The following is a 22,556-nucleotide window of genomic DNA, read 5'->3' on the forward strand; positions in this document are numbered from 1 at the left end:
GTATATTGGATAAACCTCACATACTAGCAAAGTTTTATCCAAAAATCTTAACTAAAAACCTTGCACAAAATAATGCAATGATTTTTAGCCAAACTATTATAGCGGTGAACCGATAAAGAAGTGTAAACGGACATCGTTGTTATCCCCTGTCAGACCTTTTGCCACATCGAGCCGTACCAAGCCTATCGGTGATTGCCAGCGGATACCTGTACCAATACTGACCGCCGTTGTGTTATCATATTCGCCAGTCGTATCATACGCATTACCAAAGTCGGTAAACACAGCGCCACGAAAACTCGGTCTAAACTCATAGTTATACTCTGCCGAGCCTACCGCTAAGGCATCACCGCCGACTAAGAAATTTTCGCCGCCATAGGTCGGTCCTAAACTATCGGTGTTGTAGCCGCGGATACTAGAATCACCGCCTGCAAAAAAGCGTGAACGATAAGGCACATCATAAAAATCACCGCTATATAGATAGCCCAAATCCAGCCGCCCGATCACTTGTTGTTTGTTATCTTTGCCAAAAGTATACATCCCAGTACCACCCGCACGTAGAATGGCCATATTGGTGTCACTCAGTGCCCCTTTAGCACCGACTTCAAGCGAATAACGTTGGCTATATCCCCACGTTGGCGTCAGCATATTGTCTGCTACCGTTTTATTGATTGCATAACCCGCTAACAAGGCTTGTTGGGTATAATCCGATGCGTAGTTGTTAAAAGGATAAGGCAAGCTATCGGTGCTATATTTTTCAGGATCGACGGTCAATTTATCGCCGCGGTAGCGCAGTGAATAGGTGCGGTTCCAACCACTATCATGATAAATATTGCGGGCAATACTGGCATAGACCGTGTCCGCCTCAAAGGTGTTGACTAGGTCATCAACTTCTTTGTGCTGATAGCCGACTGTGCCTGTCAGCTTATCGTTGAGGGGATGCTTATAGGGTAAACTGGCATTAAATTCCACCGCTTGATCGACTTTGGATAACGCCACTGATGCCCCAGTCTGCAGACCACTTCGGTTAACCAAGTTGTTTTGATATTTACCAGTCAAGCGCACGCCTACGTCCGTTTCATAACCCAAACCCACCTGTGCCTCATGCGGCTTGGTGGCATTGAGTACCACATAGGTTGGGATTTGCTTTGTTTCATACACTTGTTGTGGCGTGAGCTTTGGTATGACTTGGTCTTCTCGTGGTTTGATGGGTAAGTCTTTGTCTTTATCCAGTTTTTTTGCCGTTTTACTGACCGCATTGGCAATGACCACCAGCGGATTTTTACTTTTATTTTCAGCCTCGGGTGATAATTCCATATCTTCGGGTGCGGCCAATAAATTTTTGGCTTTTCGGCTGATGGCATTGAGACGTTGTTCGGTCGAGTCATCGACTTCAAATTGAATCGGCGCGATGTCATTGGGGTCTTGCACCTGATTGACGGTTTTTTGCGTCGTGCTATCGACAGTACCTGCGGATTGAAGTTCGGATGACTGACTTTGAGCTGAGTTGCTTTGAGTTGAATTGCTTTGAGATGCGAGACTTTGATCGGTTGAATTGGCGGGTGAAATACCGGCGGCTGTATCAGAAGTGTCAGCGGTATTGTCGGCTGTGGTATTGCTGCTGTTGGCATCGCTGAGCGTCGCCGAGCCCGATTGTTCAAATGCGATATCACTTGCTGCTTCGTCTGATGGCATGATGACATCGACATCCACCCCATTAAAATAACGGGTGGCAGTCAAGTTGTTGGTAAATTCGCTGACAAAGGGTTGATAGTAGGCATCGCCTTTTTGGTACGTCATTAAGGCTTTGAGCAGCTTTGGCTTTAAAGGCAGTTTATCGGGGTCATCGGTCAGATTGCCTTGTTTATCAATGCTATATATCTTCACATCATCAAAGTGATAGCGAGTTTTTGTGTCATAAATTAGGTCAACATCCGCGGTATTGTCCGGCAAAATAATATCCACCGAACTATTGAGCCATTTGGCATCGAAGTAACCATTGGTCTGCGCGACGCCTTCAATCGTGGCCTTTGCGGCTTTATAGATACCATGACTGAACACATCCCCTTCTTTGGGCGGGATTTCTTTTTCTATCACAGGATACACCGGCAGGGCGTTATCGCCTTCCCCACCTTCACCACGGATATCAATGATGCGATTTTGCACGATGACGGGTTTGCCGACCTCTAAGCTGACTTGGATATTGTCTTTGCCTAAATGTTTGAAAGCGATTTTAGTGTCATAAAAACCCACCGCCTCTGCCGCATCTTTGGCAATTTGGCGTAATTTGTTCACACTGGCATTAAAATCCGACACCGATTCGACGGTCACTTTTTCCAATGCTGCCTTGATATTGCGCGCAGGCTCAAGTTTGGCATCTGCATTGGCAAAGCTGATATCAATATAGTTGAGCCCTTCGCCGCGACCAATGATTTTGTTCTTCAAACGCGCCACGATGCCTTGCGACTCTGCGGTCACGGTTGAGTTGGCTTGTGGGGTGGTCAATGCCGTTGTTTGCTGTTGATAGGCGGGCAAGTAATCATTGGGATTGATGGTGTCGGTGGATTTGATATTGCTGGCATCATTGGCAACGCCTTGATTACTAACATTCTGATTAGCAACATTTTGGTTAGCGATATTTTGATTAGATAAATTGGTTTGCTCGCTCACCTTTTGATTAATCGCGTCGAAATTCTGTTTTTCGGTGGTTAGCTGCTCAGTGATTTGTGCTTGCGCCTGAGTGTTCACGGTTGCCCTGGGTGCAGGCTTGCTATTGTTGATTTGATTGGCAACCGACTGCGGCGTTGTTTGGTCTAATGCTTTACTGTAGCCGACACTAGGTTGGTTTTGTTTCAACGTCGCCACAGGTTGGTTAAAATTATTAAAGTCTGCCAAGGTCTGATTATCGAGTTGTTGTCCAATTTTATTTTCAACACGCTGCTGATTGAGTTGATACAGATAAGGTTGAGCGGTGTTGGCATCGGTAGTGATACTATCTTGCCCAGTTGCCGCAGGCGTGGTATTTTGCGTTGCCGTGGTGCCCTTGCTGTCATTGGCGGTCGTGTGCGCTGCGCTGTTCGTGGTTAGCGTGCTATTCGTTGCTGAGCTATTAGCTGAACTACTAACAGTAGCTGGCATTGTTATTGTTGGCGTTTGTGCCCCCCAAGCAGGCACCACACCCATACCAACCAAAGCAATAGCCAAACGTATGGGTGTCAAGCGAAACAGCGAATGGTTTGATACGCTAGATTGGGTCGGGCTTTGATAAGGATTTGACGATAGTAGAGAAATGGCATGAACAAAACTAAACGGGTTATCGGTCAATGCGATTGACGGACGATAGGGTAGCAAATTTATTGGTTTCATGATAAAAATCAAATCCTTGAGCGAGCACTAGGCGATTTTAGCATAAACATTTTACTAACCAAACATTTTCGCAACCCTTTGTAAAATATTTGTTAAGATAGGCATCATCAGACATTTCTAGGATTGCTCATGAGTACCCAATTTGCGCTTTTTAAATACAAACGGTTTAGTGCCATGTTTGCCACCCAGTTTTTAGGGGCATTTAATGACAATGTATTTAAGCAAGGTTTGATTTTAGTACTGACCTTTATGGCAGCGGCAAAATTGGGGATGCGTGTCAGTTTGCTCAACAATCTGGCGGCGATGCTGTTTGTATTGCCGTTTTTTTTGTTTTCCGCCTTGGCGGGTCAAATTGCTGATAAATATGAAAAATCTTGGCTGACAAGGCTGATTAAAATCCTTGAAATCGTCATCATGGTAGTTGCCGCATTTGGGTTTGTGTTTGAGATTTATCCGCTCTTATTTGTTGCGTTATTTTTGATGGGTACCCATTCGACGTTTTTTGGTCCTATCAAATATGCTTACCTACCCCAAGCCATGACCACCAATGAGTTGGTGGGTGCCAATGGGCTGTTTCAAATGGGCACGTCACTGGCTATTTTGACAGGGATGATGCTGGCTGGCGTGTTGATGAAGTTGGACAGTCCGCTGTTTTGGATATCTGGGGTGACGGTTTTTGTGGCGATTATGGGCTACTTGGCTTCTCGGTTTATTCCCATCATGACTGCGCCGCAGCCTGATTTGACCATCGACTGGAATATCTTTCGTACTAGCTGGCAAACCATTGCCAATCTATATCGCTTACCGATTATGTGGTTTACCATTTTGGGTAATAGTTGGTTTTGGTTTTATGGTGCTACGTTTTTGACCCAAGTACCTGAATTTAGCAAGTCTATTTTGCTAGGCGATGAAAGTGTCGTGATATTTTTATTAACGCTGTTTTCTGTCGGTACGGCGCTCGGCTCACTGTTATGTAAAACGTTGACTAAAAACCAAGTGAGTTTAAAGCTGTTGCCCTTTGGGATTGCAGGATTGACGATTTTTGCGATTGACTTGTATTTGACGCTCTCAGCGATGCATTTGCCGCCACTCGCCAACAACGCGCACTATAGTATTGGTATGATTTTTGCCACGCCGGGTGCCATTCGTGTGTTTGTCGATTTGTTTTTATTGGGTTTCTCAGGCGGTATTTATATTGTACCTTTATACGCCTATATGCAAGCTTATTCACCCGAAACAAGCCGTGCTCGCATTATCGGTGCCAACAATATTTTAAATGCGGTATTTATGGTAGGTTCAGCGATTTTTTCGATTATTTGTTTGACGCTAGTTAACGTAAGCCTGCCGATGCTATTTGCGATTGTCGGGGTGATAAATTTGGTCATAGGCATTTGGCTATTTTTAAAACTAAAAAAATATAGCCCTGCCAAGCCCATTATGAACTATGAATAACACTCTATTGCCCTGTTCAATCAGCCTATTTAATCGCCCTATTAAGTTAAATAGTCCGTACAAATTTTTAGGAATGCTAGGCAACGGATGGATGGCAAGCAATGGATAAATAAGGGGCTTTACGGCATTTTTTCATTTGAGTACAAAATGTTGCTGTTTGTTATCGTTTGGCAAAGAAACGTTGTTGTTAACTCCAGTTACTTTGTAAGTGGTTAAAAGTTAGTTACTATACCCTGACTTGTTGTAATTTTTTTTGTATCACTTGCTAGGAATGACTGTTATGTTTGCCACTTATAAAACACTCTGCACGCCCAAACTGGTAAAACTCAGCGCGATAGCCTGTACGGCGGTGTTGATGACCGCTTGCGCTTCACAGAAGATCGCGACCGTGGATAAGCGCCCTGTGTATGTACGGGGTGTGCCCAACTATTATATTGTCAGAAACGGCGATACTTTAAGCAAAATCGCCGCCACTTATGGATTGGATTATCGTCGGGTTGGTGCGCTCAACGGGCTCGATAGCAACTATACGATTTATCCAGGGCAACGCTTGATTTTAACCTCAGCAAGTAGTCCCACTTCTTATCGTCCAACAACCATTCGCCCGGTGACGGTCAACCAATCATCCCGCCCGTCTAACCCGACTTATTACCCACCTAGACAAGCCAATAATTCATCAACCCCGTTACCGATGCCAAATCAAGTCATCGTGCCAACCAGCAGCTTGTCACAAGGTTGGTTACGTCCTACCAATGGCAATCTATTGCGGCCGTTTAACCAGCAAACAGGTACGCTAGGTATGTGGTTTGGCGGACAAGCAGGGGCAAATGTTGTCGCCAGCCAGCCAGGTACGGTGCTGTATGTCGGTAGTGATTTGCCAGAATATGGCAAATTGATACTGATTCAGCACAACAGCGACTACATTAGTGCCTACGCGCATTTGGGAAGTTTTGCTGTACAAGAGCGCCAAACGGTACAAGCGGGTCAAACTATCGGTACCGTTGGGACGGACAATAATTTGAATCAACCTGCCGTAGAGTTCCAAATCCGATATCGGGGTACGCCAGTGAACCCTGCCAGTTATTTAAAATAATTAAATAGCTGCTTAAAATAGTTAAAAATCTATTTAAAATATCGCAATAAAAAAGCCAATCCATGACGATTGGCTTTTTTTGTGAGCCTAATTATCGGTGAGGATAATTATCGGTGAGGATGATTAGTGGGCAATCGCGGTCGCCATGTTATTGGCATAGTCAATCGCACGATACAGACTATCGGCACTCGCTTTGCCTGTCCCTGCCAAATCCAGTGCTGTGCCATGATCGACTGAGGTGCGAATATAAGGCAACCCTAAAGTGATATTCACGGTTTCGCCAAACCCATGTGATTTGAGCGGCGCCAGTCCCTGATCGTGATACATGGCGATAATGGCATCGGCAGTGGCGATATGCTTTTGGGTAAACAAGGTATCGGCTGGCATCGCCAAACTAATATCAATACCTTGATCGCGATAGTGCTGTAACACCGGATTGATGATGTCAATTTCTTCTCTGCCTAGATAGCCTCTTTCCCCGGCATGAGGATTGAGTCCACAGACCAATATTTTTGGGTGAGTGAGACCAAATTTTTGCTGACAATCATGGATGACAATATCAACGGTTTTTGCCACTTCTTCGTGGGAAATCGCATCGGCGACCGCACGCAGGGGCAAATGGGTGGTGACTAAAGCCACTTTCATCAGGCTATTGGCGAGCATCATCACCACTTTATCCAGCCCCGACTGCTGCATAAAAAATTCGGTATGCCCCATAAAGTCTGGCAACACAGTCATAATCACCGATTTTTGCAGTGGCGCGGTGACAATTGCAGCGACTTGTTTGCTGATGGCGAGCTTATGCGCCAGTTGCAACTGTGCGATGACCATTGGCGCGTTATGAGGATTTAACTGCCCTGCTACCACAGGTTGTGCTGTCGGCACATCCACCACCAAAATAGTATCATGCGCTGAGGGTTGCGCAATTTGCGGTAAATCTTTTAACTCATGTAACTCATGCGTCGCTAATTGTTGAATCATCAATCCGTCTTTTACAGCGCCTTTTTGTTTGAGCTCACTATACCTTTCTTGCAGCGCGTTGATATCTGCCAACACAATGACAGCGCGATTGGGCAGATTTAATTGCTGTCTGTCAGCAAGCATCAGTATGATATCCATGCCAATACCCGCAGGTTCGCCCGAGGTAATTACTAAGGGAAGACTTTGCGTGGTCATTTTTATACCTTTTGATAAACACTGATAAAACGATTCGGTTTAGTAATTATTGAATTCATTAACAATAATGCGGCTTATAGTTAACTTGATAAAATAGTTCCATGCTCATGAGTTGAACTAAAACCCTGATTACGCGGATGATTGTTAGCAATTACCAATGGTTTGATTAAATGAAATCTAATTATTTGCGTAATGTTAAGTAACTATTGTATACCCAATGAGTTTGCTATTATTAACTTAATTTAAATCAGTGTATAATAGCACTACACTTTACTGTCAATCCTGTATTTTACTGTTGTTATCAATGGAGTCCTTATGGCTACCTACGAACATATTAACCAAAAAGTTGAAAAAATGTGTCAGCAATCTGAAGATTTTTCAGTTCGCGTACCACAAGTCATGCAGCGCCGCATCTATATGATAGCGAAACAAAACCCCCTCAATAATGCCAAAGAAATGAAAGAAATGGAGCGTATGGTGACTGAAAAACCCATCGCATTTTTTGAATCTTGGACGCAAATGGCTTGGCAAGCGCTCGTTGCGCAGCAAAATATTGGGCAATTAATGTTTTCAAATTGTATGAAATTAAGCTTGGGTCAACCGATTTCATTGCAAAACTTCTTTTATGCTGTTAACCAAGAAGCGCTGCATGTATTAGAAAAAGGGATGCACCCTATCTATAGCCGCGTGGCCGCTAATGCCAAACGTTTAAGCTAAGTTTTACTTTTTTCAACCAAACCCAATAATTTTTTATTGGGTTTTTTATTTTTATAAGTTTTTGATGTCAAAAAAACTGGTACGCCCAGCGGGACTTGAACCCACGTCGGTCGCTTAGGAGGCAACTGCTCTATCCAGTTAAGCTATAGGCGTAAAGGGCTACTATTTTATCATATTAAATGGTAAATGCTTAGCATCCGCTGATACTTTTTAGGCATTTTGTTGCTGATTTTGTAGGTTCGCAGTTTGGCAATTCATAGTATAATAGTGGGCTAAAGATAAACCGCAATAAAGGCAATCCATGGCATTTGTACACTTTGGTATTCACACCGAATTTTCTATCACCGACTCGATTGTACGCATCAAAGCGCTGGTCAAAGCTGCCAAAGCCGACAACCAACTGGCGCTCGCCATTAGCGATTTATCCAACCTATATGCCACGGTCAAATTTTATAAAGCTTGCTTGGATGCCGGTATCAAGCCAATTATTGGCTCTGAAGTCTGGCTTGAAAATGATAGTACGACAGTAACGCTACTTGCCAGCAACCAAGTCGGCTACAAGAATTTGACCAATATCGTGTCAAAAGGCTTTGTCGATGGTCAAGTAATGGGCAAACCGATTATTCAGCGTGACTGGATTTTTGAGCGCAGTGAAGGCGTGATTGTACTGTTCACCGAAAAATCAGACGTCGGTCAAGCCATGTTATCAGCTCACCCAGAAAAAGCCGATAGCCTACTACAACAATGGCAAACCACATTTGCCGATCGTGTCTATTTTGCCATTAAACGCACCCAGCGTGCCAACGAAGACCGTTTTATCGAGCAAGCCATTCGCATGTCAAATGCCTTTGATGTGCCTATCATTGCCCATAATGACGTGCGTTTTTTAACAGAAGATGATTTTGAAGCGCACGAAGCACGGGTGTGTATCGCCAATTCGCAAGTGCTTGCCGACCCCAATCGCCCACGTGATTATTCCCCTGAGCAATATTTAAAAACCCAAGATAAGATGACTGCCCTGTTTAGCGACATGCCAGCGGTGATTGACAACACCTTGGATTTGGCAAAACGCTGTAACGTCATTATTCACATGGGTCATCACGATTTACCCGAATTCCCCATTCCCGAAGGCGATACCATTGAAACTTTTTTCCGGCGCACTGCCCAAGAAGGTCTAGAAAAACGCCTTGAAAAACTCTACCCCATCGAAAAACGCGACGACAGCTGGGCCGAAAAACGCAAGCCGTATGATGCGCGTTTGGAGTTTGAACTCACGACGATTTTGAATATGGGTTTCCCCGGTTATTTCTTAATCGTGATGGACTTTATCCGTTGGTCAAAAGCCAATGATGTGCCTGTAGGTCCTGGTCGTGGCTCAGGCGCGGGGTCGTTAGTGGCGTATTCGCTCAATATCACTGACTTAGACCCGCTTGAATATGACCTACTGTTTGAACGGTTTTTGAACCCTGAGCGGGTATCCATGCCAGACTTTGACGTCGATTTTTGTATCGAAGGGCGCGACCGCGTTATTGATTATGTGGCGCAAAAATATGGACGAGAAGCGGTATCCCAAATCATCACCTTTGGTACGATGGCGGCAAAAGCGGTGGTGCGTGATGTCGCACGCGTTCAAGGTAAATCGTACGGTCTTGCTGATAAAATCTCCAAACTTATCCCGAAAACCCCAGGTATTTCGCTGGCTGACGCGGTTGAAGCCGAACCGCAGCTCAAAGATTTGCTTAACAATCCTGACAATATGGATTATGAAGATGCCAATGAGATTTGGGAAATGGCAGTACGGCTCGAAGGGATTACCCGGGGGGTTGGTAAACATGCAGGGGGCGTACTTATTGCGCCGACCAAAATCACCGATTATAGCGCAATCTATTGTGATGAAGAGGGTCATCCCGTCAGTCAGTTTGATAAAGACGATGTGGAAGCAGTTGGCTTAGTAAAATTTGACTTTTTGGGTCTACGAAACCTAACGGTGATTAATGCGGCAGTAAAAAATATCAATGCACGCCGCGCTAAAGAACAGAAGCCACCGCTTGATCTTGAGACTTTACCCTTAGACGATAAGCCCACCTATACGCTGCTACAAGATGCCCATACCACCGCTGTATTCCAGCTTGAAAGTACCGGCATGAAAAAATATTTGGCCAAGCTTAAACCGACCAATATTGAAGACGTCATCGCCATGTGTGCGCTGTACCGCCCGGGTCCACTCGATGCCGGGATGGTCGATATGTACATTGACCGTAAACACGGCCGCGAAGAGGTCATATATGACCATGACCGACTTGAGCCGATACTGGAAAATACCTATGGGGTCATTGTCTATCAAGAACAGGTAATGCAAATTTCGCAAGCGATGGCAGGCTATAGTCTAGGCGGTGCCGATATGCTACGCCGCGCGATGGGTAAGAAAAAACCCGAAGAAATGGCAAAACAGCGCAGTATTTTTGTGGAAGGGGCAATTGATCAAGGCATCGATGATAAACTTGCAGGTGGCGTGTTTGATTTGATGGAAAAATTTGCCGGCTACGGGTTTAACAAATCACACTCAGCGGCATACGGCGTGCTAGCCTATCAAACCGCCTATTTAAAACACTACTATCCTGCCGAATTTATGGCGGCGGTCATCACCTCGGACATGAATAATACCGATGGCGTGGTGTTTTTTATCAATGATTGCCGCGAAAATTTTGGTTTAAAAGTAGAAAACCCTAGCGTTAACCACTCCAATTGGGCGTTTGTGCCGATTAACCCGAAGACCATTGTGTATGGGTTAGGCGGTATCAAAGGTGTCGGTGAAGGTGCCGTAGAGTCTATCGTGGAAGCGCGAAACTCAGGCGGTGAGTTTACCGATTTGTATGATTTTTGCCGCCGTGTTGACACGCGAAAAGTCAATAAACGCACCCTTGAAGCATTGGTTAAAGCAGGCTGTTTTGATAGTTTTGCGCCAAAATTACGACCTGATTTGCCTGCGGATGAAGCTTATCACATCCGTGGCGCGTTACTTGCCGAATTGCCAAAAGCGGTACAAGCAGCTGAGCAACAGCGTAGCAATGACAGCCTAGGGATGATTGATTTATTTAGCGATATACAAGAAGTCACTGCGCCGCCCCCATTGCCCCGTGAGCCAGTCTGGACAGATGCTGAGCGCTTAAAAGGCGAAAAAGACACGCTAGGACTTTATCTCACCGGCCACCCGATTGATAGTTATCGCGATGAGTTAAAACGCTATACGCCAAAGACATTGGGCGATTTGAGCGAAACCAGCTATGGCGAAACCGTATTTTTTGCAGGCTTGATACTCGATGTCGCAAACTTTGGTAATCGCTCAGTGATTACGCTCGATGACGGCACAGGTCGTATCGAAGTGAGTTGTTATGCCGAGCGCTTTGCCCGCGTCAAAGACAAGCTTAAAGTGGAAACCGTGGTGATCATCGACGGCTCTATTCGTGAACGCGATGGCACGTTTTATGCCAGCCTACAAGAGGTAATGACTTTAACCGATGCGCGCAAACGCTGGCTAAAAAAAATCAGCATCAAAATTGCAGGTCATGATATGGCACTGTTTGAACAAATACAACAATTGTTAGCGACCGCCAATAACTCAACAATTCACTATTTATCGCATCAGTTGAATCACCCTGCCGACAATGTCCAATTTGCCGACAATCAGCCCGCCAATGCATTGGCTCAATCGGGTCAATTAGGGGTACCCATTAACCTATGTGTGTATAACGACTATGCGATTGCCCATCTTAATATGCCAACGCATTGGCAAATTGTGCCGACTGAAGAGAATTTTGGCAAACTCAAAAGCTTGGTCAATGAAGAAGATTTGCATTTACATTTTAGTTAGCGTCTGATTTTGGTGAATTTGGCCGATAAACCCATCATGTGATAAACGTTTGTATCCTTTAAACTGACTTTCATCAAAGTTTTGATAAAATTCAATGAGATATGGGCTAAAATAAGCCAATCAAATTTAATCAATGATGTTTTATTTAATGTCCCATCAACAGGAAAATCATATGACTCAGCCATCCCATATCAGCTTGCCCCAGTTTGAAGAATTAAGAGCATTACTTGACGAAGATTTTGTCGATTTGATTCATACTTATATGGAAGATAGCTTACAACGTTTATCGGAAATGGAGACAGCGTATGCCAACTTAGACAACCGTTTGGGGTATAATGCAGCGCACGGCTTAAAAGGCGCTAGCTCTAACCTTGGCGCTACCGAGCTGACCGAACTTTGTTATAAACTGCAAGAAATCTGCCGCACGGGTCATATCCATCAACATGAACAATTGATTGAAGAAATCAAAGCGGAATGCCATGCAGTGAATGACCAAATACAATCGCTTATTGCGTAACGACTGGCTAAAATTTGACAACCCATGGTAACGACTGACACTAACGCTTCCCCGCAACCCTTCTCAACCCTTGCGGCATTTTTAGCCGGTATTCGCATTGTGATGGTGAATACCACCTTGCCTGCCAATATTGGCTCTGCCGCCCGTGCCATGCACACCATGGGACTAACGCAGCTCACGGTAGTGGCGCCCAAACTACCGATTGACGAAGATGCCTATGCCCATGCCGCAGGTGCCAAAGCAATTTTAGACGCTGTGACCATTTGTGACACCCTTGAGCAAGCCCTGCAAGATTGCCACTGGGTAATTGCTACCAGTAGTCGCCAACGCCATATTCCAAGACCCGTGTTATCGCCCCGACAAGCGGCTGAATTGATGGTCACTAATTTTCAAAACCTTGACGATTTAATGACAGACTCTCCGCATCGCAATTGGCAACTTGCCATTGTGTTTGGCCGTGAAGATCGGGGTTTAACAAATGAAGAGCTGCAACTGGCCGACTACCATATTCAAATTCCTGCCAATGCTGAGTATGGGGTGTTAAATGTGGCGGCTGCGGTTCAAGTGATTGCCAGCGTTTTTTACGAAACCGCCGAATTGGCATTGACGGCAAAAACAGCGGCTGAAAAATCCATTGATTTGACTTTTCGCCAGCAGTGGGATGAGCCGCCTATCTCAAATGAGCAGCGTTTACAGCTAGAAAATAGGCTGTTGGCATTGCTGGAGAATTTAGATATCTACAACCCTGCCCAATCTAAAGTGATGCCTCAGCGTATTAATCGACTGCTTAGTAGATTACAGCTTGATATCAAAGAATATCAGTTACTGCAAGCCACCATCGCAAAATTACTTAAATCCTAAGCTTGTTTAAAATTTTCAAGCAATTGATGAGTTCGTGATATCATAATCACTTAAAATTTTTAAAATCGGTAGTCAGTATGTTGTCCGTCATCCAAAATTTATCCAAAAAAACCCAGACCATCAAAGCAGAATTACAAGAGGACATCCAAGCGGTGTTTGACCGTGACCCTGCGGCACGTAACACGCTTGAAGTGCTGTTGACTTATCCTGGCGTCCATGCGCTATTGATTCACCGCGTCGCCCACAGTATGTGGCAACACAATAACAAAGGCTTGGCACGGTTTGTATCCTTTGGCAATCGATTTTTGACCGGGATTGAGATTCATCCTGCAGCAAAAATTGGGCGGCGATTCTTTATTGACCATGGCATGGGCGTGGTCATTGGTGAAACCGCTGAAATCGGTGATGACGTCACCTTGTATCACGGCGTCACGCTCGGTGGGGTATCATTAAGTGAAGGCAAACGCCATCCCACCCTGGAAGATGGCGTGGTTGTCGGTGCAGGTGCCAAAGTATTAGGCGGATTTACCGTGGGTAAATATGCCAAAATCGGCTCTAATGCTGTCGTGGTCAAAGAAGTGCCTGCCGGTGCGACCATGGTAGGCGGCGCGGCGCGTTTGATTCATGATAAAGCCAAAGCGGAGCAAATGGGGCTTGATAGCTTGGCAAATAATGGGGTCACCCCAACTGACGACTATATCGAAAAAACCGTCATCAAAAAAACAACCGATGCTGAGCAGATGAAAGCGGTTGAACAAACCTCCATCAATACCTCTGCTACCAATGAGGATGATTGCAATAAAATTAAGTTAGAGCAAGCGGGCGTTTTTCATCAATATGGCATTGACCCAAACACCCAAGACCCTGTGGCAATGACTTTTATCAAAATGCTCGAGCACATTCGCCAGTCTGAAGCGCGCCTTGATGAATTGCAAAGTGCGATGTGCAAATTGGATCCAAATTTCTGCAAAAAACACTATACCAAACTTGATGTGCGTGATTTGGATGCCGTCGATCCGCAATTTTTTATGGAAGATGAATTGTAAGATAAATTCCACCCGATGATAAATATGACAGATTATTGGGTGACGGCTTAGGTGATGAGCTTAAAAAGACTGAGGCGTTGGCGTAGGTTTAAGTAAAAATTGGTTGCTTCGTTTGGTGGTTTGCAAATCCGCTAATACCTGATCTTGCCAACTCGTTTCTGCACCCGTCAAAGTCACATCCGGTTTGACGCCTACGCCATCAATTTTGTCGCCTTTACTTGAGTAATAATGCGCGACCGTTAGCTTTACCGCTTCGTTATCATTGATGGGTACAATGCTTTGGATAGAGCCTTTACCATAACTGGTTTCGCCATACACCTTAGCTCGTTGGTTGTTTTGTAGCGTACTGGCTAATACTTCAGCCGCCGAAGCAGAATAACGATTTTGCAACACCACCAACGGTAAATCGGCAAACTGGGCTTTGCCGTGGGTGCGCATCACCTCTTGTATGCCCTGGCGATTTTTAATCTGCACCACCACTTTATCGTTCATAAATAAGCTTGCGATATCATTGGCAGCTGACAACACGCCACCTGGGTTATTGCGCAAATCGAGTACCAGCACGTTAAACGGCTGATTTAATTTGGTGAGCGCCATTAAAAATTGCTGCTGAGTATTGTTTTGAAACACAGGGATTTGCACCACCGCAACACCATTAATGATTTTGCTGCTCATGGCTTGTTGTTGTACCAAGGTTCTTTGCACCACCACCAGATGTTTACGACGACCTTTATCCGAGACTAACAAGCGAGCCGTTGTCCCTGCGATGCCTGTCAGCAGCTGATCGACATCTTGTGGGGTTCGCGTGCTGTCCAGCTTATTATCATTGATTTGATGCAAATAATTGCCGCGCTGAATACCCGCTTTTGCAGCAGGCGAGTTGGGCAGCACATCATCAAACACCCAGCTATCTACATCGGCATGAAAACTCACACTCACACCAATACTACCAATATCGCCTTCGGTAAATAACCTTAAGTTTTCAAACGCGTTTGCATCCAGATATTCAGAATAAGGATCGAGACCAGCTAAAGTGCCTGCCATCGCATTGGCAAACAGGGATTCATCATCGACATTCGTCACATAGTTTTGACGGATGATATCAATCATTTTGACAAATTTTTCGACTGTGACGGGTGATACCGCCTCCAACGCCACTTGCTGGATTTGCCCAGAAGCTGGCGCGATGGGCTGAGTGTCTAGGTTTGGCTGAGTAGCTGGATTAGTCACCATAGGCGTGGTTGACGTAATATCCACTTCCCCGCCATCGTCAGCGCCGTCATCCGTCGAATTATCATAATCAGCGCCATCTGGTACAGCATTAGGTGCATTCACCGCACTAACGGGCACGGCAGTAGGATTAGTACTCGCAATCGCCTGAGTGATTGCAGGTTTTAATGCCGTTTTATTGGTTTTTGCCGCAACTGAGGTAGCAGATTTGACCGGTGGTTTGACAGGCGCACTGACAGTCGGTCGGTTAGCAGCATAACCCAATGACCCTATCCCCCACAATGCCAGCGCTATAATGTGTCTTTTGAAAGTAGGGTTGGATAGTGATTTCAGACGCTGCGTTACCATACGATAGTTGCACCCATTAACTGTTAGTTTGCTACGATTAAGCTTTCACCTGTCATTTCGGCAGGTTTGGCAAGGTGCATTAAGTCCAATAGGGTTGGCGCCACATCCGATAGCTTACCACCCGTGCGAATGTGCACGGTATCAGGCGCTTGCTCATTGACATAAATAAATGGCACTAGCTCTGTGGTGTGCTGGGTGTGTACCTGTCCGCTATCATAATCCTGCATTTGCTCAACATTACCATGATCAGCGGTAATCAGCAAATGCCCATGATTGGCCATCACACAATCGGCAATGGTTTTCACACAGTTATCCAACGTTTCGACGGCTTTGACAGCGGCATCGAACACACCTGTATGCCCTACCATATCGCCATTGGCATAATTCACAATCAGTACATCATACGCGCCCGAATTGATGGCATGGGTCAATTTTTCAGTGACTTCTGGCGCACTCATTTCAGGTTGTAAATCATAAGTAGCAACCGCAGGCGAGTTGACCAAAATACGCTGCTCCCCTTCAAATTCTGCTTCGCGCCCACCACTAAAAAAGAAAGTCACGTGCGCGTATTTTTCGGTTTCAGCAATGCGCAGTTGGGTTTTGCCTTGCGATTGCAAATACTCGCCTAAGGTGTTGGTTAGCGATGTCGGTTCAAAGGCGATACTGGTCACGCCATTGTTTTGTAATTCATCGGAGTATTTGGTCAACATCACAAATTTTGACAGCGTTGGCAGTTTTTCACGCGTAAAGCCATCAAAATCAGCTGAAACCAGTGCTTGGCTGATTTCACGGGCGCGGTCGGCACGAAAATTCATAAAAATCACACTGTCATTGTCTTGGATAATACCAAAGTCAGCGTTTTGGTCAGCATAACGCACCCAAGTCGGTTTGACGAACTCGTCACTTTCACCTGCGCCATACGCTGCGCTAATCGCTTCAGCACCTGATTGCACCACCCGTTCTGCTTTGGCTTGGGTCAGCAAATCATACGCTTGCTGTACCCGATCCCAACGTTTATCCCGATCCATCGCAAAGTAGCGACCAATAAGACTCACCAAATAAGCCGTGCCCTCATATCGCTGATTAAGCGTGGCAAGCGCTTGTTCTAATTGTGCGACATAATTGTCCGCACTTTTAGGCGGCGTATCACGCCCGTCCAAAAATGTATGGATAAAGACCTGCTTTGCACCCTGCTGCAATGCCAGCTCCACCATCGCGACAATATGATCTTGATGCGAATGAACCCCGCCATCAGATAACAATCCCATGATATGCACATTGGCGTTTCGGTTATTGGCAAGCTTTACTGCTTCGGTTAATGCAGGGTTGCTAAAAAATTGCTGTTCGCGGATTTCTTTGTGAATACGGGTAGAGTCTTGATACAAAATACGACCTGCACCCAAATTCATATGCCCGACTTCAGAGTTACCAAACTGCCCTGCGGGTAAACCCACGTCTTCACCTGATCCTGAAATCAAGCCATGGGGATAATGCTGATACAAATAATCAAGGTTTGGGGTGTGCGCCGCGGCAATCGCATTATCACGCTGATCTTCGCGATGTCCAAAACCATCTAAAATCATCAACACATGGGGAGTTTTTTTAACCGTCGATTGATGGGTAACCGAGTTAGACGCTTGATTCATTGTTGCCTCTAGAAAAGCTAAAATAAGGAAAATACAAAACTAGTATTAAAAAAATTTTGAAAATTATAGCATAGCTCGCTCAATCTCTTTAACCCTGATTTTGCGTCATTCTGTTAACTGCAAAGCCTGTTAACTGCTAAGCCTGTTAACTGTCAACTGCTAAGCAATATGATGAGAACAAAAAACCTTGTGATGTGTGTTGACGATTTGAATGGTATTTTGACCGTCAAGTGTGATTAATTTAATCAATCATTGAATTAACGAGCGAGCTTTTGCATCATCCTAGGTAATCTGTTACAATGAGTGCATCTGGGGTATTCGCCAGTTTATGGTTTTACCTGAGCTGATAATTTATATAAGGGTATGCGTTCTTTTCACTTGTTGTGCAAGCCTGCATCCAGCTACGCTGCGATGATTCAGGAAGCCTTAAGAGTGGTTGCCATACCCACCCTGAACGTTACAGTTCATGGGTTCACATAGACAGCGGTACTCTGGACCAAAATTTAATAAAAAAACCATCTAACCCAATTCGGCTAGATGGTTTTTTTTGCTCAGCCATTGATTAACTCAAAAAAATCAATTTTGCCAATAAAATCACCGTTAACACCCAAACCGCAGGGCTAACTTCTTTATAACGTCCACTCACCAATTTGGCAATGGTATAGGTGATAAAACCTAACGCAATCCCATCCGCAATTGAGAAGGTAAGCGGCGTCAATAGCAGCACTACCGCGACAGGTGATGCTTCGGTCAAGTCATCCCAATCAATCTCACGCAGCGTAAATAACATCAATACCGCGACATAAAAAATCGCCCCTGCCGTCGCATACGCAGGAATCATCCCAGCCAATGGCGCAAAAAATAACGCCAATAAAAATAACACACCCACCACAATCGCGGTCAAACCGGTGCGTCCACCCGCTGCCACCCCAGCTGTGCTTTCTACATAACTCGTTACCGATGAAGTACCTAGCACTGACCCTGCCACAGCCGCCGTTGAGTCAGCAAACAAGGCTTTACCTAGATTCGGGATTTGACCATCGGTAGACATTAACCCAGCTTTTTTAGTCACGCCAATTAATGTGCCTGATGTATCAAATAACACCACAAATAAAAAGGCAAAAATCACACTAACCATACTCACATCAAGCGCACCTGCAATATCTAACTGCATAAAGGTCGGTGCAATCGATGGCGGCATTGATACAATCCCTGAATAATGGGTTTCCCCTGCCAACAAGCTAATCACCGTCACAATCAAAATTGACAACATCACTGCCGCAGGGACTTTACGCTGCACAAATACGACAATCAGAAAAAAACTTAAAATCGCCATCGCAGGACCAAAATCAGTGAGCTTGCCCATGGTCACAAACGTGGCAGGACTCGCCACAATGATGCCCGAGCTTTTAAGCGCAATAAACGCTAAAAACGCCCCAATCCCTGCCACGATACCTTGTTTAAGGGTATAGGGAATCGCGTTGATAATCCATTCACGCAGTTTAAAGGCACTAATCAGCACAAAGAGCAAGCCTGAAATAAATACTGCCCCCAACGCCACTTGCCAACTTTTACCCATTCCCAAGACGACGGTAAAGGTAAAAAACGCATTCAAACCCATGCCAGGTGCCAATGCCACGGGCAAACGCGCAATCAATCCCATCAAAAAACAGCCCAGCGCTGAGGCTAGACACGTCGCCACAAATACCGCCCCTTTATCCATCCCAGCTTTTGCCAACATGTCGGGATTGACAAAGATAATATAAGCCATGGTCAAAAAGGTTGTCAGACCTGCCAGAATTTCAGTTTTTATCGTTGTATTGCGGCCATCTATGCCAAAATAGCGCTCGATTACATTCATCTATATTCACCCAATTTATTCATCCAATTTATGCGTCTAGGTTACATCTAGGTTGCATCTGTATCCGTTGTGTAGACAACGCTTTTGTGCCCGTTTTCTGCCCCATCGTCATTCAACAACGCCCAAGAAAAACCCCTTATTTTACCCTAGAATATGCCAGCAACAAATAACTGATTAAAATAAACATAAAATAACTGGGAATTTTGAAGCCAATTTATTTCTTTGCTGCCTTATTGGGCAAAGGGTAAAAATTGGCGGTTGTAAGTGATGATTTGTGGCGGCGTATTATTTTGCGTGCCATTTTGCATGTTAGGTGGTACTGGCATGGGTGTCGCTGACACACCAGAAGCAGCCGCTGGGTCATTGTCAGCTTTAGGTAAAATCTTAGCGATTTGGCTATGCAAAAAAAGCTGCTTGTCGTCACTTTTGACACTGACAACGACGTGAAAACTTTGACTTTGGGTGGCTAACAGCTTGGCGATGCGTGCTTTGTTGCGCTCGTCAATCTGGGCAAAACTTGGTACTGCCCACAATTGAGTCAAGTTTTGCACCGCTAGGTTGTTTGCTCGGGCATTTGCCCAATTGATGATTGCCGTATCGTCAATTTGGTGGGTAGCTGCCACATTTGAAGCTGCGCTAGTGTCTTGCCCAGATTGTGGGGCGTCATTACTGTCCGAACGGTTTGAGCCTTGCGGATGGTTGCCACTGGTTGCGGTGGGTAAATTCACCAGTACGCTTAATAGTTCGGGCTTCACTGTGTTGATATTCATGGGCAGATAATATGGCACTGCGGTCAGATACGGCGCTAATTTTTGCAATCCTTCGCTATCCATACCGCGCACATATTGCAATTCATTGATTGAGATAAAAGTCTGGTTAGCGATACCCATCGCCATTTTTTTGCCCGTACTTTGATAATACGCTGCTTCTGCGCCACCGTCGGCACGGGTGTCACTGTCTGGGTCTTGCCAATCAAGCACCGCCATCGCAATATTGGGCGATAAGCCATTGGCTTGTAACAGCGCCTGAAAAAATGCCAGTGCCGTGTCATCTACTTTGCCATCGTGATACAGGTTGTTAATATTAAAACGGCTGGCATCATCGTCGATTTTAATACTGACCTTGGCTTGATTCAGGGTTTGCTCAGCTATGGGTTTTGCCCAAGCATCTGCTAAACTATCGACTTGGTTGACTTGGCTGTCTTGCGCGATCACATTGGTCGCCATAGCTTCCCCTGCCAAGGCATATTCCCTAAGCTGCCCTTGACCTTTGGTCAGCTCAAATTCTCGAATCATCACTTTTTGATTGGCAAGCATACTGCCTGCCACGATGGTAATCGCCACCACCAACAACAAAATAGTCAGGAGTGCCATCCCTTGTTGCCCATGCCGATATGGCGGGTTTGCTATGGCAATATTTGCAAAAATTTTAGACGGAGTGCGGTTTGTTGGCATGGTGTATTTGCTAAAATTTGATTGAATTATGGGTTCGGTGCGTTTGGCGGTGTGTTTGGTAACGCAAATCGCCAAGTAATCGGCTCGCCTTGGTAACTAAAATTAAGCTCGATGCCGCGTGGTAACTGCTGATAAGGGGTTAAATCTATACTGTTTTGCAAATTGCCATTTTGATCTGTTGCGTTATCAGGCGTGTTAGGAATCGGATCGGTTGAAACATTGGCCGTTTGATTGGTGTTTTTTTGCGCTTGTATTTGCTGTACCTTTTGCAGCGTGGCTTCATCTGGGAAAACACTGACCACGTCAGGCGTCAATGCTCGCCAACTGGCATCCTTGATACCTGTCAATAACACACTGGTTGCAGGGGTTTCGTTGTTGTCGTCTAACTGGTAAAAACGCCGTTTTGTCAGCGTTTCACCTGCCAACGAATATTGTATTTTTGCTAGCATAGGTGACGGCTGATAACGCGGATCGGGCGCGGCAAAACGGATAAAACTTATTTGTGACGCATTTAATACAAAGGTTGGTGTCATAGCGGCAGTATTCACCGATGCCGTATTATTGTCAGTCGCTGACAGGATTGGCACCGCCACATAATTGCTGGTTTGTGCCAAATCTTGCGACAGCTGTAAATAAGCATAATCAAGCTGTGATAATGATTTTTGATGTTGGTAGCCGCGCTCGCGACTTTTGGTCAGACTATCCATAATCTGCCATCCCGCTAATGCCAGCATCGCAAAAATCACCAACGCAATCATCATTTCGATTAAGGTAAAGCCTTGCTGGGATGTTTTATGCGGTGCCATTGCAGCAGAGCAATGAATAGAAAAAGGGCTCACGGCGTTGTCCCCATATCCTTTACCAGGACTGCATCGATATCCACCACGTCTTTTTTTGCGCTGCCATCGACAATAGGTGCCACGCGAATATGAATGGGTTGGACAAAGCCTTGACTGGTTTGTGTGGTTTGCGGTGAGATAACCACTTGCCACTGACGGCCTTGCGAGGTGATTTGCCGCGTATCGGATGCGGTGAGCCAAGTTTTTTGTAGTCGCAATTCTGCCAGCGTGTTTTGCGCCACATAATAGCCAAAGGTTCGTGTTTTCATGTTATCTACGGATTGTACATAACTGCGACTGGCTTGGCTGGCTGATACCGCAACCACCGCCAAAATCGCTAATGCCACCATGACTTCAAGTAACGTAAATCCTTGCTGATGCTGCCTGATAGCCAGTTTATTTGAGGTAGCCATGGTCATTTTGCCACCTCGATTGCCCCGGCTTGGTTGACGATGATGGGATTGCCAACTGCAAAGGTTTGTTTGTCGGCATTAGTTTTTTGGATGCTGATTTGCACGGGTGTCGCCTCGCCTGTCCCAAACCACACCACAGGCGGTGCCTCGCTGCCGCTTAACCAGCTGGCGGTGGGTTGGGTATTTTGGGCGGCGTTAGTATTAAATGGGTTATCCAGTGGGCGGATTTTGACGTCAAGGTTGTCTGGCACATCCAGCGGTGGGATTTGTTTTTCTATCACCCATTGTGGTGGGACAGGTTGCGAGGTTGTTGCGGCATTGGCATTGCGAACAGCACTTTGAGAATTAGTAAAGGCGTTTTCTAATTTAACCACTACTAGCTGATTGGGCGTGTCATTTTGCGGCAGTTTGATTGCCAGCCCATAAGGCTGCATGCGTTCCGTTGATAACAAGCGTACATAATTAAGATTACTGGTCAAACGCTCATGAAACGCCGTGTTTCTACGATTTTCACTACCCCCTACCGATAGGCTCATCATCCCAGCAAAAATAGATAAAATGACGATGACTACCATGATTTCGATTAAGGTAAACCCTTGTTGCCCACCCATCGCACTGGGTGCGGGAGTGAAAGTTTTACAAGACCGACCAAATAGCAATCGCATCGTC

The 22,556-nt window shown here is 45.4% G+C and carries 16 protein-coding genes, 1 tRNA gene and 1 other RNA gene; 8 read left to right on the forward strand and 10 right to left on the reverse strand.

The features are described 5' to 3' along the window. Positions 1 to 96 precede the first annotated feature (96 nt). Positions 97 to 3,363: an autotransporter assembly complex protein TamA gene (locus RTS10_RS02665; RefSeq protein ID WP_312539120.1), complete on the reverse strand. Its 3,267-nt coding sequence runs from the start codon at positions 3,361 to 3,363 to the stop codon at positions 97 to 99. 129 nt (positions 3,364 to 3,492) lie between these two features. Between RTS10_RS02665 and RTS10_RS02670 the strand changes: the two genes are divergently transcribed. Then, positions 3,493 to 4,815, forward strand: coding sequence for an MFS transporter (locus RTS10_RS02670; protein WP_312539121.1), 1,323 nt, complete (start codon positions 3,493 to 3,495; stop codon positions 4,813 to 4,815). Between the two features lie 280 nt (positions 4,816 to 5,095). Further along, a complete protein-coding gene (locus RTS10_RS02675) occupies positions 5,096 to 5,908 on the forward strand; it encodes a peptidoglycan DD-metalloendopeptidase family protein (protein WP_312539122.1) in 813 nt (270 codons plus the stop codon). A 123-nt stretch (positions 5,909 to 6,031) separates the two neighbouring features. Here the strand turns inward: RTS10_RS02675 and pdxA are convergent, their stop codons facing one another. Beyond that, positions 6,032 to 7,084 carry a 4-hydroxythreonine-4-phosphate dehydrogenase PdxA gene (gene pdxA, locus RTS10_RS02680; RefSeq protein WP_312114990.1) on the reverse strand — a complete coding sequence of 351 codons (1,053 nt, stop codon included), beginning with the start codon at positions 7,082 to 7,084 and terminating at the stop codon, positions 6,032 to 6,034. 315 nt (positions 7,085 to 7,399) lie between these two features. Here pdxA and RTS10_RS02685 point away from each other — a divergent pair, with 315 nt between their 5' ends. Beyond that, the gene (locus tag RTS10_RS02685; RefSeq protein WP_060995430.1) at positions 7,400 to 7,801 is read left to right on the forward strand and encodes a hypothetical protein; all 402 of its coding nucleotides are present in this window, start codon (positions 7,400 to 7,402) and stop codon (positions 7,799 to 7,801) included. A gap of 77 nt (positions 7,802 to 7,878) precedes the next feature. On the opposite strand, the gene RTS10_RS02690 is transcribed toward RTS10_RS02685, so the two are convergent. Further along, positions 7,879 to 7,954, reverse strand: a tRNA-Arg gene (locus RTS10_RS02690). Positions 7,955 to 8,102: 148 nt separating this feature from the next. Here RTS10_RS02690 and dnaE point away from each other — a divergent pair. The 4 genes from dnaE to cysE all read left to right on the forward strand — a co-directional run bounded on the left by dnaE (position 8,103) and on the right by cysE (position 14,096). Further along, positions 8,103 to 11,672, forward strand: coding sequence for a DNA polymerase III subunit alpha (gene dnaE / locus RTS10_RS02695; protein ID WP_312539124.1), 3,570 nt, complete (start codon positions 8,103 to 8,105; stop codon positions 11,670 to 11,672). A gap of 172 nt (positions 11,673 to 11,844) precedes the next feature. Next, positions 11,845 to 12,189 carry an Hpt domain-containing protein gene (locus tag RTS10_RS02700; protein ID WP_219331382.1) on the forward strand — a complete coding sequence of 115 codons (345 nt, stop codon included), beginning with the start codon at positions 11,845 to 11,847 and terminating at the stop codon, positions 12,187 to 12,189. A 24-nt stretch (positions 12,190 to 12,213) separates the two neighbouring features. Next, complete coding sequence (locus RTS10_RS02705) at positions 12,214 to 13,050, forward strand: RNA methyltransferase (RefSeq protein ID WP_312385737.1); 837 nt, start codon at positions 12,214 to 12,216, stop codon at positions 13,048 to 13,050. 119 nt (positions 13,051 to 13,169) lie between these two features. Then, on the forward strand, positions 13,170 to 14,096 hold the full coding sequence (gene cysE / locus RTS10_RS02710; protein WP_409418205.1) for a serine O-acetyltransferase: 927 nt from the start codon (positions 13,170 to 13,172) through the stop codon (positions 14,094 to 14,096). Between the two features lie 60 nt (positions 14,097 to 14,156). Here cysE and RTS10_RS02715 read toward each other — a convergent pair whose 3' ends face one another. Both RTS10_RS02715 and gpmI read right to left on the reverse strand, forming a co-directional pair. Then, complete coding sequence (locus tag RTS10_RS02715; protein WP_312539125.1) at positions 14,157 to 15,674, reverse strand: S41 family peptidase; 1,518 nt, start codon at positions 15,672 to 15,674, stop codon at positions 14,157 to 14,159. A 23-nt stretch (positions 15,675 to 15,697) separates the two neighbouring features. Beyond that, on the reverse strand, positions 15,698 to 17,320 hold the full coding sequence (gene gpmI / locus RTS10_RS02720) for a 2,3-bisphosphoglycerate-independent phosphoglycerate mutase (RefSeq protein ID WP_312539126.1): 1,623 nt from the start codon (positions 17,318 to 17,320) through the stop codon (positions 15,698 to 15,700). Positions 17,321 to 17,623: 303 nt separating this feature from the next. Between gpmI and ssrS the strand changes: the two genes are divergently transcribed. Further along, positions 17,624 to 17,822, forward strand: a non-coding RNA gene (ssrS, locus tag RTS10_RS02725) — 6S RNA. A gap of 60 nt (positions 17,823 to 17,882) precedes the next feature. On the opposite strand, the gene RTS10_RS02730 is transcribed toward ssrS, so the two are convergent. The 5 genes from RTS10_RS02730 to RTS10_RS02750 form a co-directional block, all read right to left on the reverse strand. Further along, complete coding sequence (locus RTS10_RS02730) at positions 17,883 to 19,181, reverse strand: NCS2 family permease (RefSeq protein WP_050325550.1); 1,299 nt, start codon at positions 19,179 to 19,181, stop codon at positions 17,883 to 17,885. 230 nt (positions 19,182 to 19,411) lie between these two features. Beyond that, on the reverse strand, positions 19,412 to 20,635 hold the full coding sequence (gene gspK, locus RTS10_RS02735) for a type II secretion system minor pseudopilin GspK (RefSeq protein ID WP_312539127.1): 1,224 nt from the start codon (positions 20,633 to 20,635) through the stop codon (positions 19,412 to 19,414). Between the two features lie 26 nt (positions 20,636 to 20,661). Further along, a complete protein-coding gene (gene gspJ / locus RTS10_RS02740; protein ID WP_312539128.1) occupies positions 20,662 to 21,474 on the reverse strand; it encodes a type II secretion system minor pseudopilin GspJ in 813 nt (270 codons plus the stop codon). Then, the gene (gene gspI, locus RTS10_RS02745; protein WP_312539129.1) at positions 21,471 to 21,893 is read right to left on the reverse strand and encodes a type II secretion system minor pseudopilin GspI; all 423 of its coding nucleotides are present in this window, start codon (positions 21,891 to 21,893) and stop codon (positions 21,471 to 21,473) included. The genes gspJ and gspI overlap by 4 nt, the downstream gene beginning before the upstream one ends. Further along, positions 21,890 to 22,552: a pilus assembly FimT family protein gene (locus RTS10_RS02750; RefSeq protein ID WP_312539130.1), complete on the reverse strand. Its 663-nt coding sequence runs from the start codon at positions 22,550 to 22,552 to the stop codon at positions 21,890 to 21,892. The genes gspI and RTS10_RS02750 overlap by 4 nt, the downstream gene beginning before the upstream one ends. Between the last annotated feature and the right edge of the window lie 4 nt (positions 22,553 to 22,556).

Source organism: Moraxella sp. CTOTU47616 (assembly GCF_032017465.1).
In the GTDB taxonomy this organism is placed as follows: Bacteria; Pseudomonadota; Gammaproteobacteria; order Pseudomonadales; family Moraxellaceae; genus Faucicola; species Faucicola tetraodonis.

Bases quoted from the DNA above. Each gene is read 5' to 3' on its own strand.
- RTS10_RS02665 (WP_312539120.1), bottom strand. From the start codon at position 3,363: ATGAAACCAATAAATTTGCTACCCTATCGTCCGTCAATCGCATTGACC.
- RTS10_RS02670 (WP_312539121.1), top strand. From the start codon at position 3,493: ATGAGTACCCAATTTGCGCTTTTTAAATACAAACGGTTTAGTGCCATG.
- RTS10_RS02675 (WP_312539122.1), top strand. From the start codon at position 5,096: ATGTTTGCCACTTATAAAACACTCTGCACGCCCAAACTGGTAAAACTC.
- pdxA (WP_312114990.1), bottom strand. From the start codon at position 7,084: ATGACCACGCAAAGTCTTCCCTTAGTAATTACCTCGGGCGAACCTGCG.
- RTS10_RS02685 (WP_060995430.1), top strand. From the start codon at position 7,400: ATGGCTACCTACGAACATATTAACCAAAAAGTTGAAAAAATGTGTCAG.
- dnaE (WP_312539124.1), top strand. From the start codon at position 8,103: ATGGCATTTGTACACTTTGGTATTCACACCGAATTTTCTATCACCGAC.
- RTS10_RS02700 (WP_219331382.1), top strand. From the start codon at position 11,845: ATGACTCAGCCATCCCATATCAGCTTGCCCCAGTTTGAAGAATTAAGA.
- RTS10_RS02705 (WP_312385737.1), top strand. From the start codon at position 12,214: ATGGTAACGACTGACACTAACGCTTCCCCGCAACCCTTCTCAACCCTT.
- RTS10_RS02715 (WP_312539125.1), bottom strand. From the start codon at position 15,674: ATGGTAACGCAGCGTCTGAAATCACTATCCAACCCTACTTTCAAAAGA.
- gpmI (WP_312539126.1), bottom strand. From the start codon at position 17,320: ATGAATCAAGCGTCTAACTCGGTTACCCATCAATCGACGGTTAAAAAA.
- RTS10_RS02730 (WP_050325550.1), bottom strand. From the start codon at position 19,181: ATGAATGTAATCGAGCGCTATTTTGGCATAGATGGCCGCAATACAACG.
- gspK (WP_312539127.1), bottom strand. From the start codon at position 20,635: ATGCCAACAAACCGCACTCCGTCTAAAATTTTTGCAAATATTGCCATA.
- gspI (WP_312539129.1), bottom strand. From the start codon at position 21,893: ATGACCATGGCTACCTCAAATAAACTGGCTATCAGGCAGCATCAGCAA.
- RTS10_RS02750 (WP_312539130.1), bottom strand. From the start codon at position 22,552: ATGCGATTGCTATTTGGTCGGTCTTGTAAAACTTTCACTCCCGCACCC.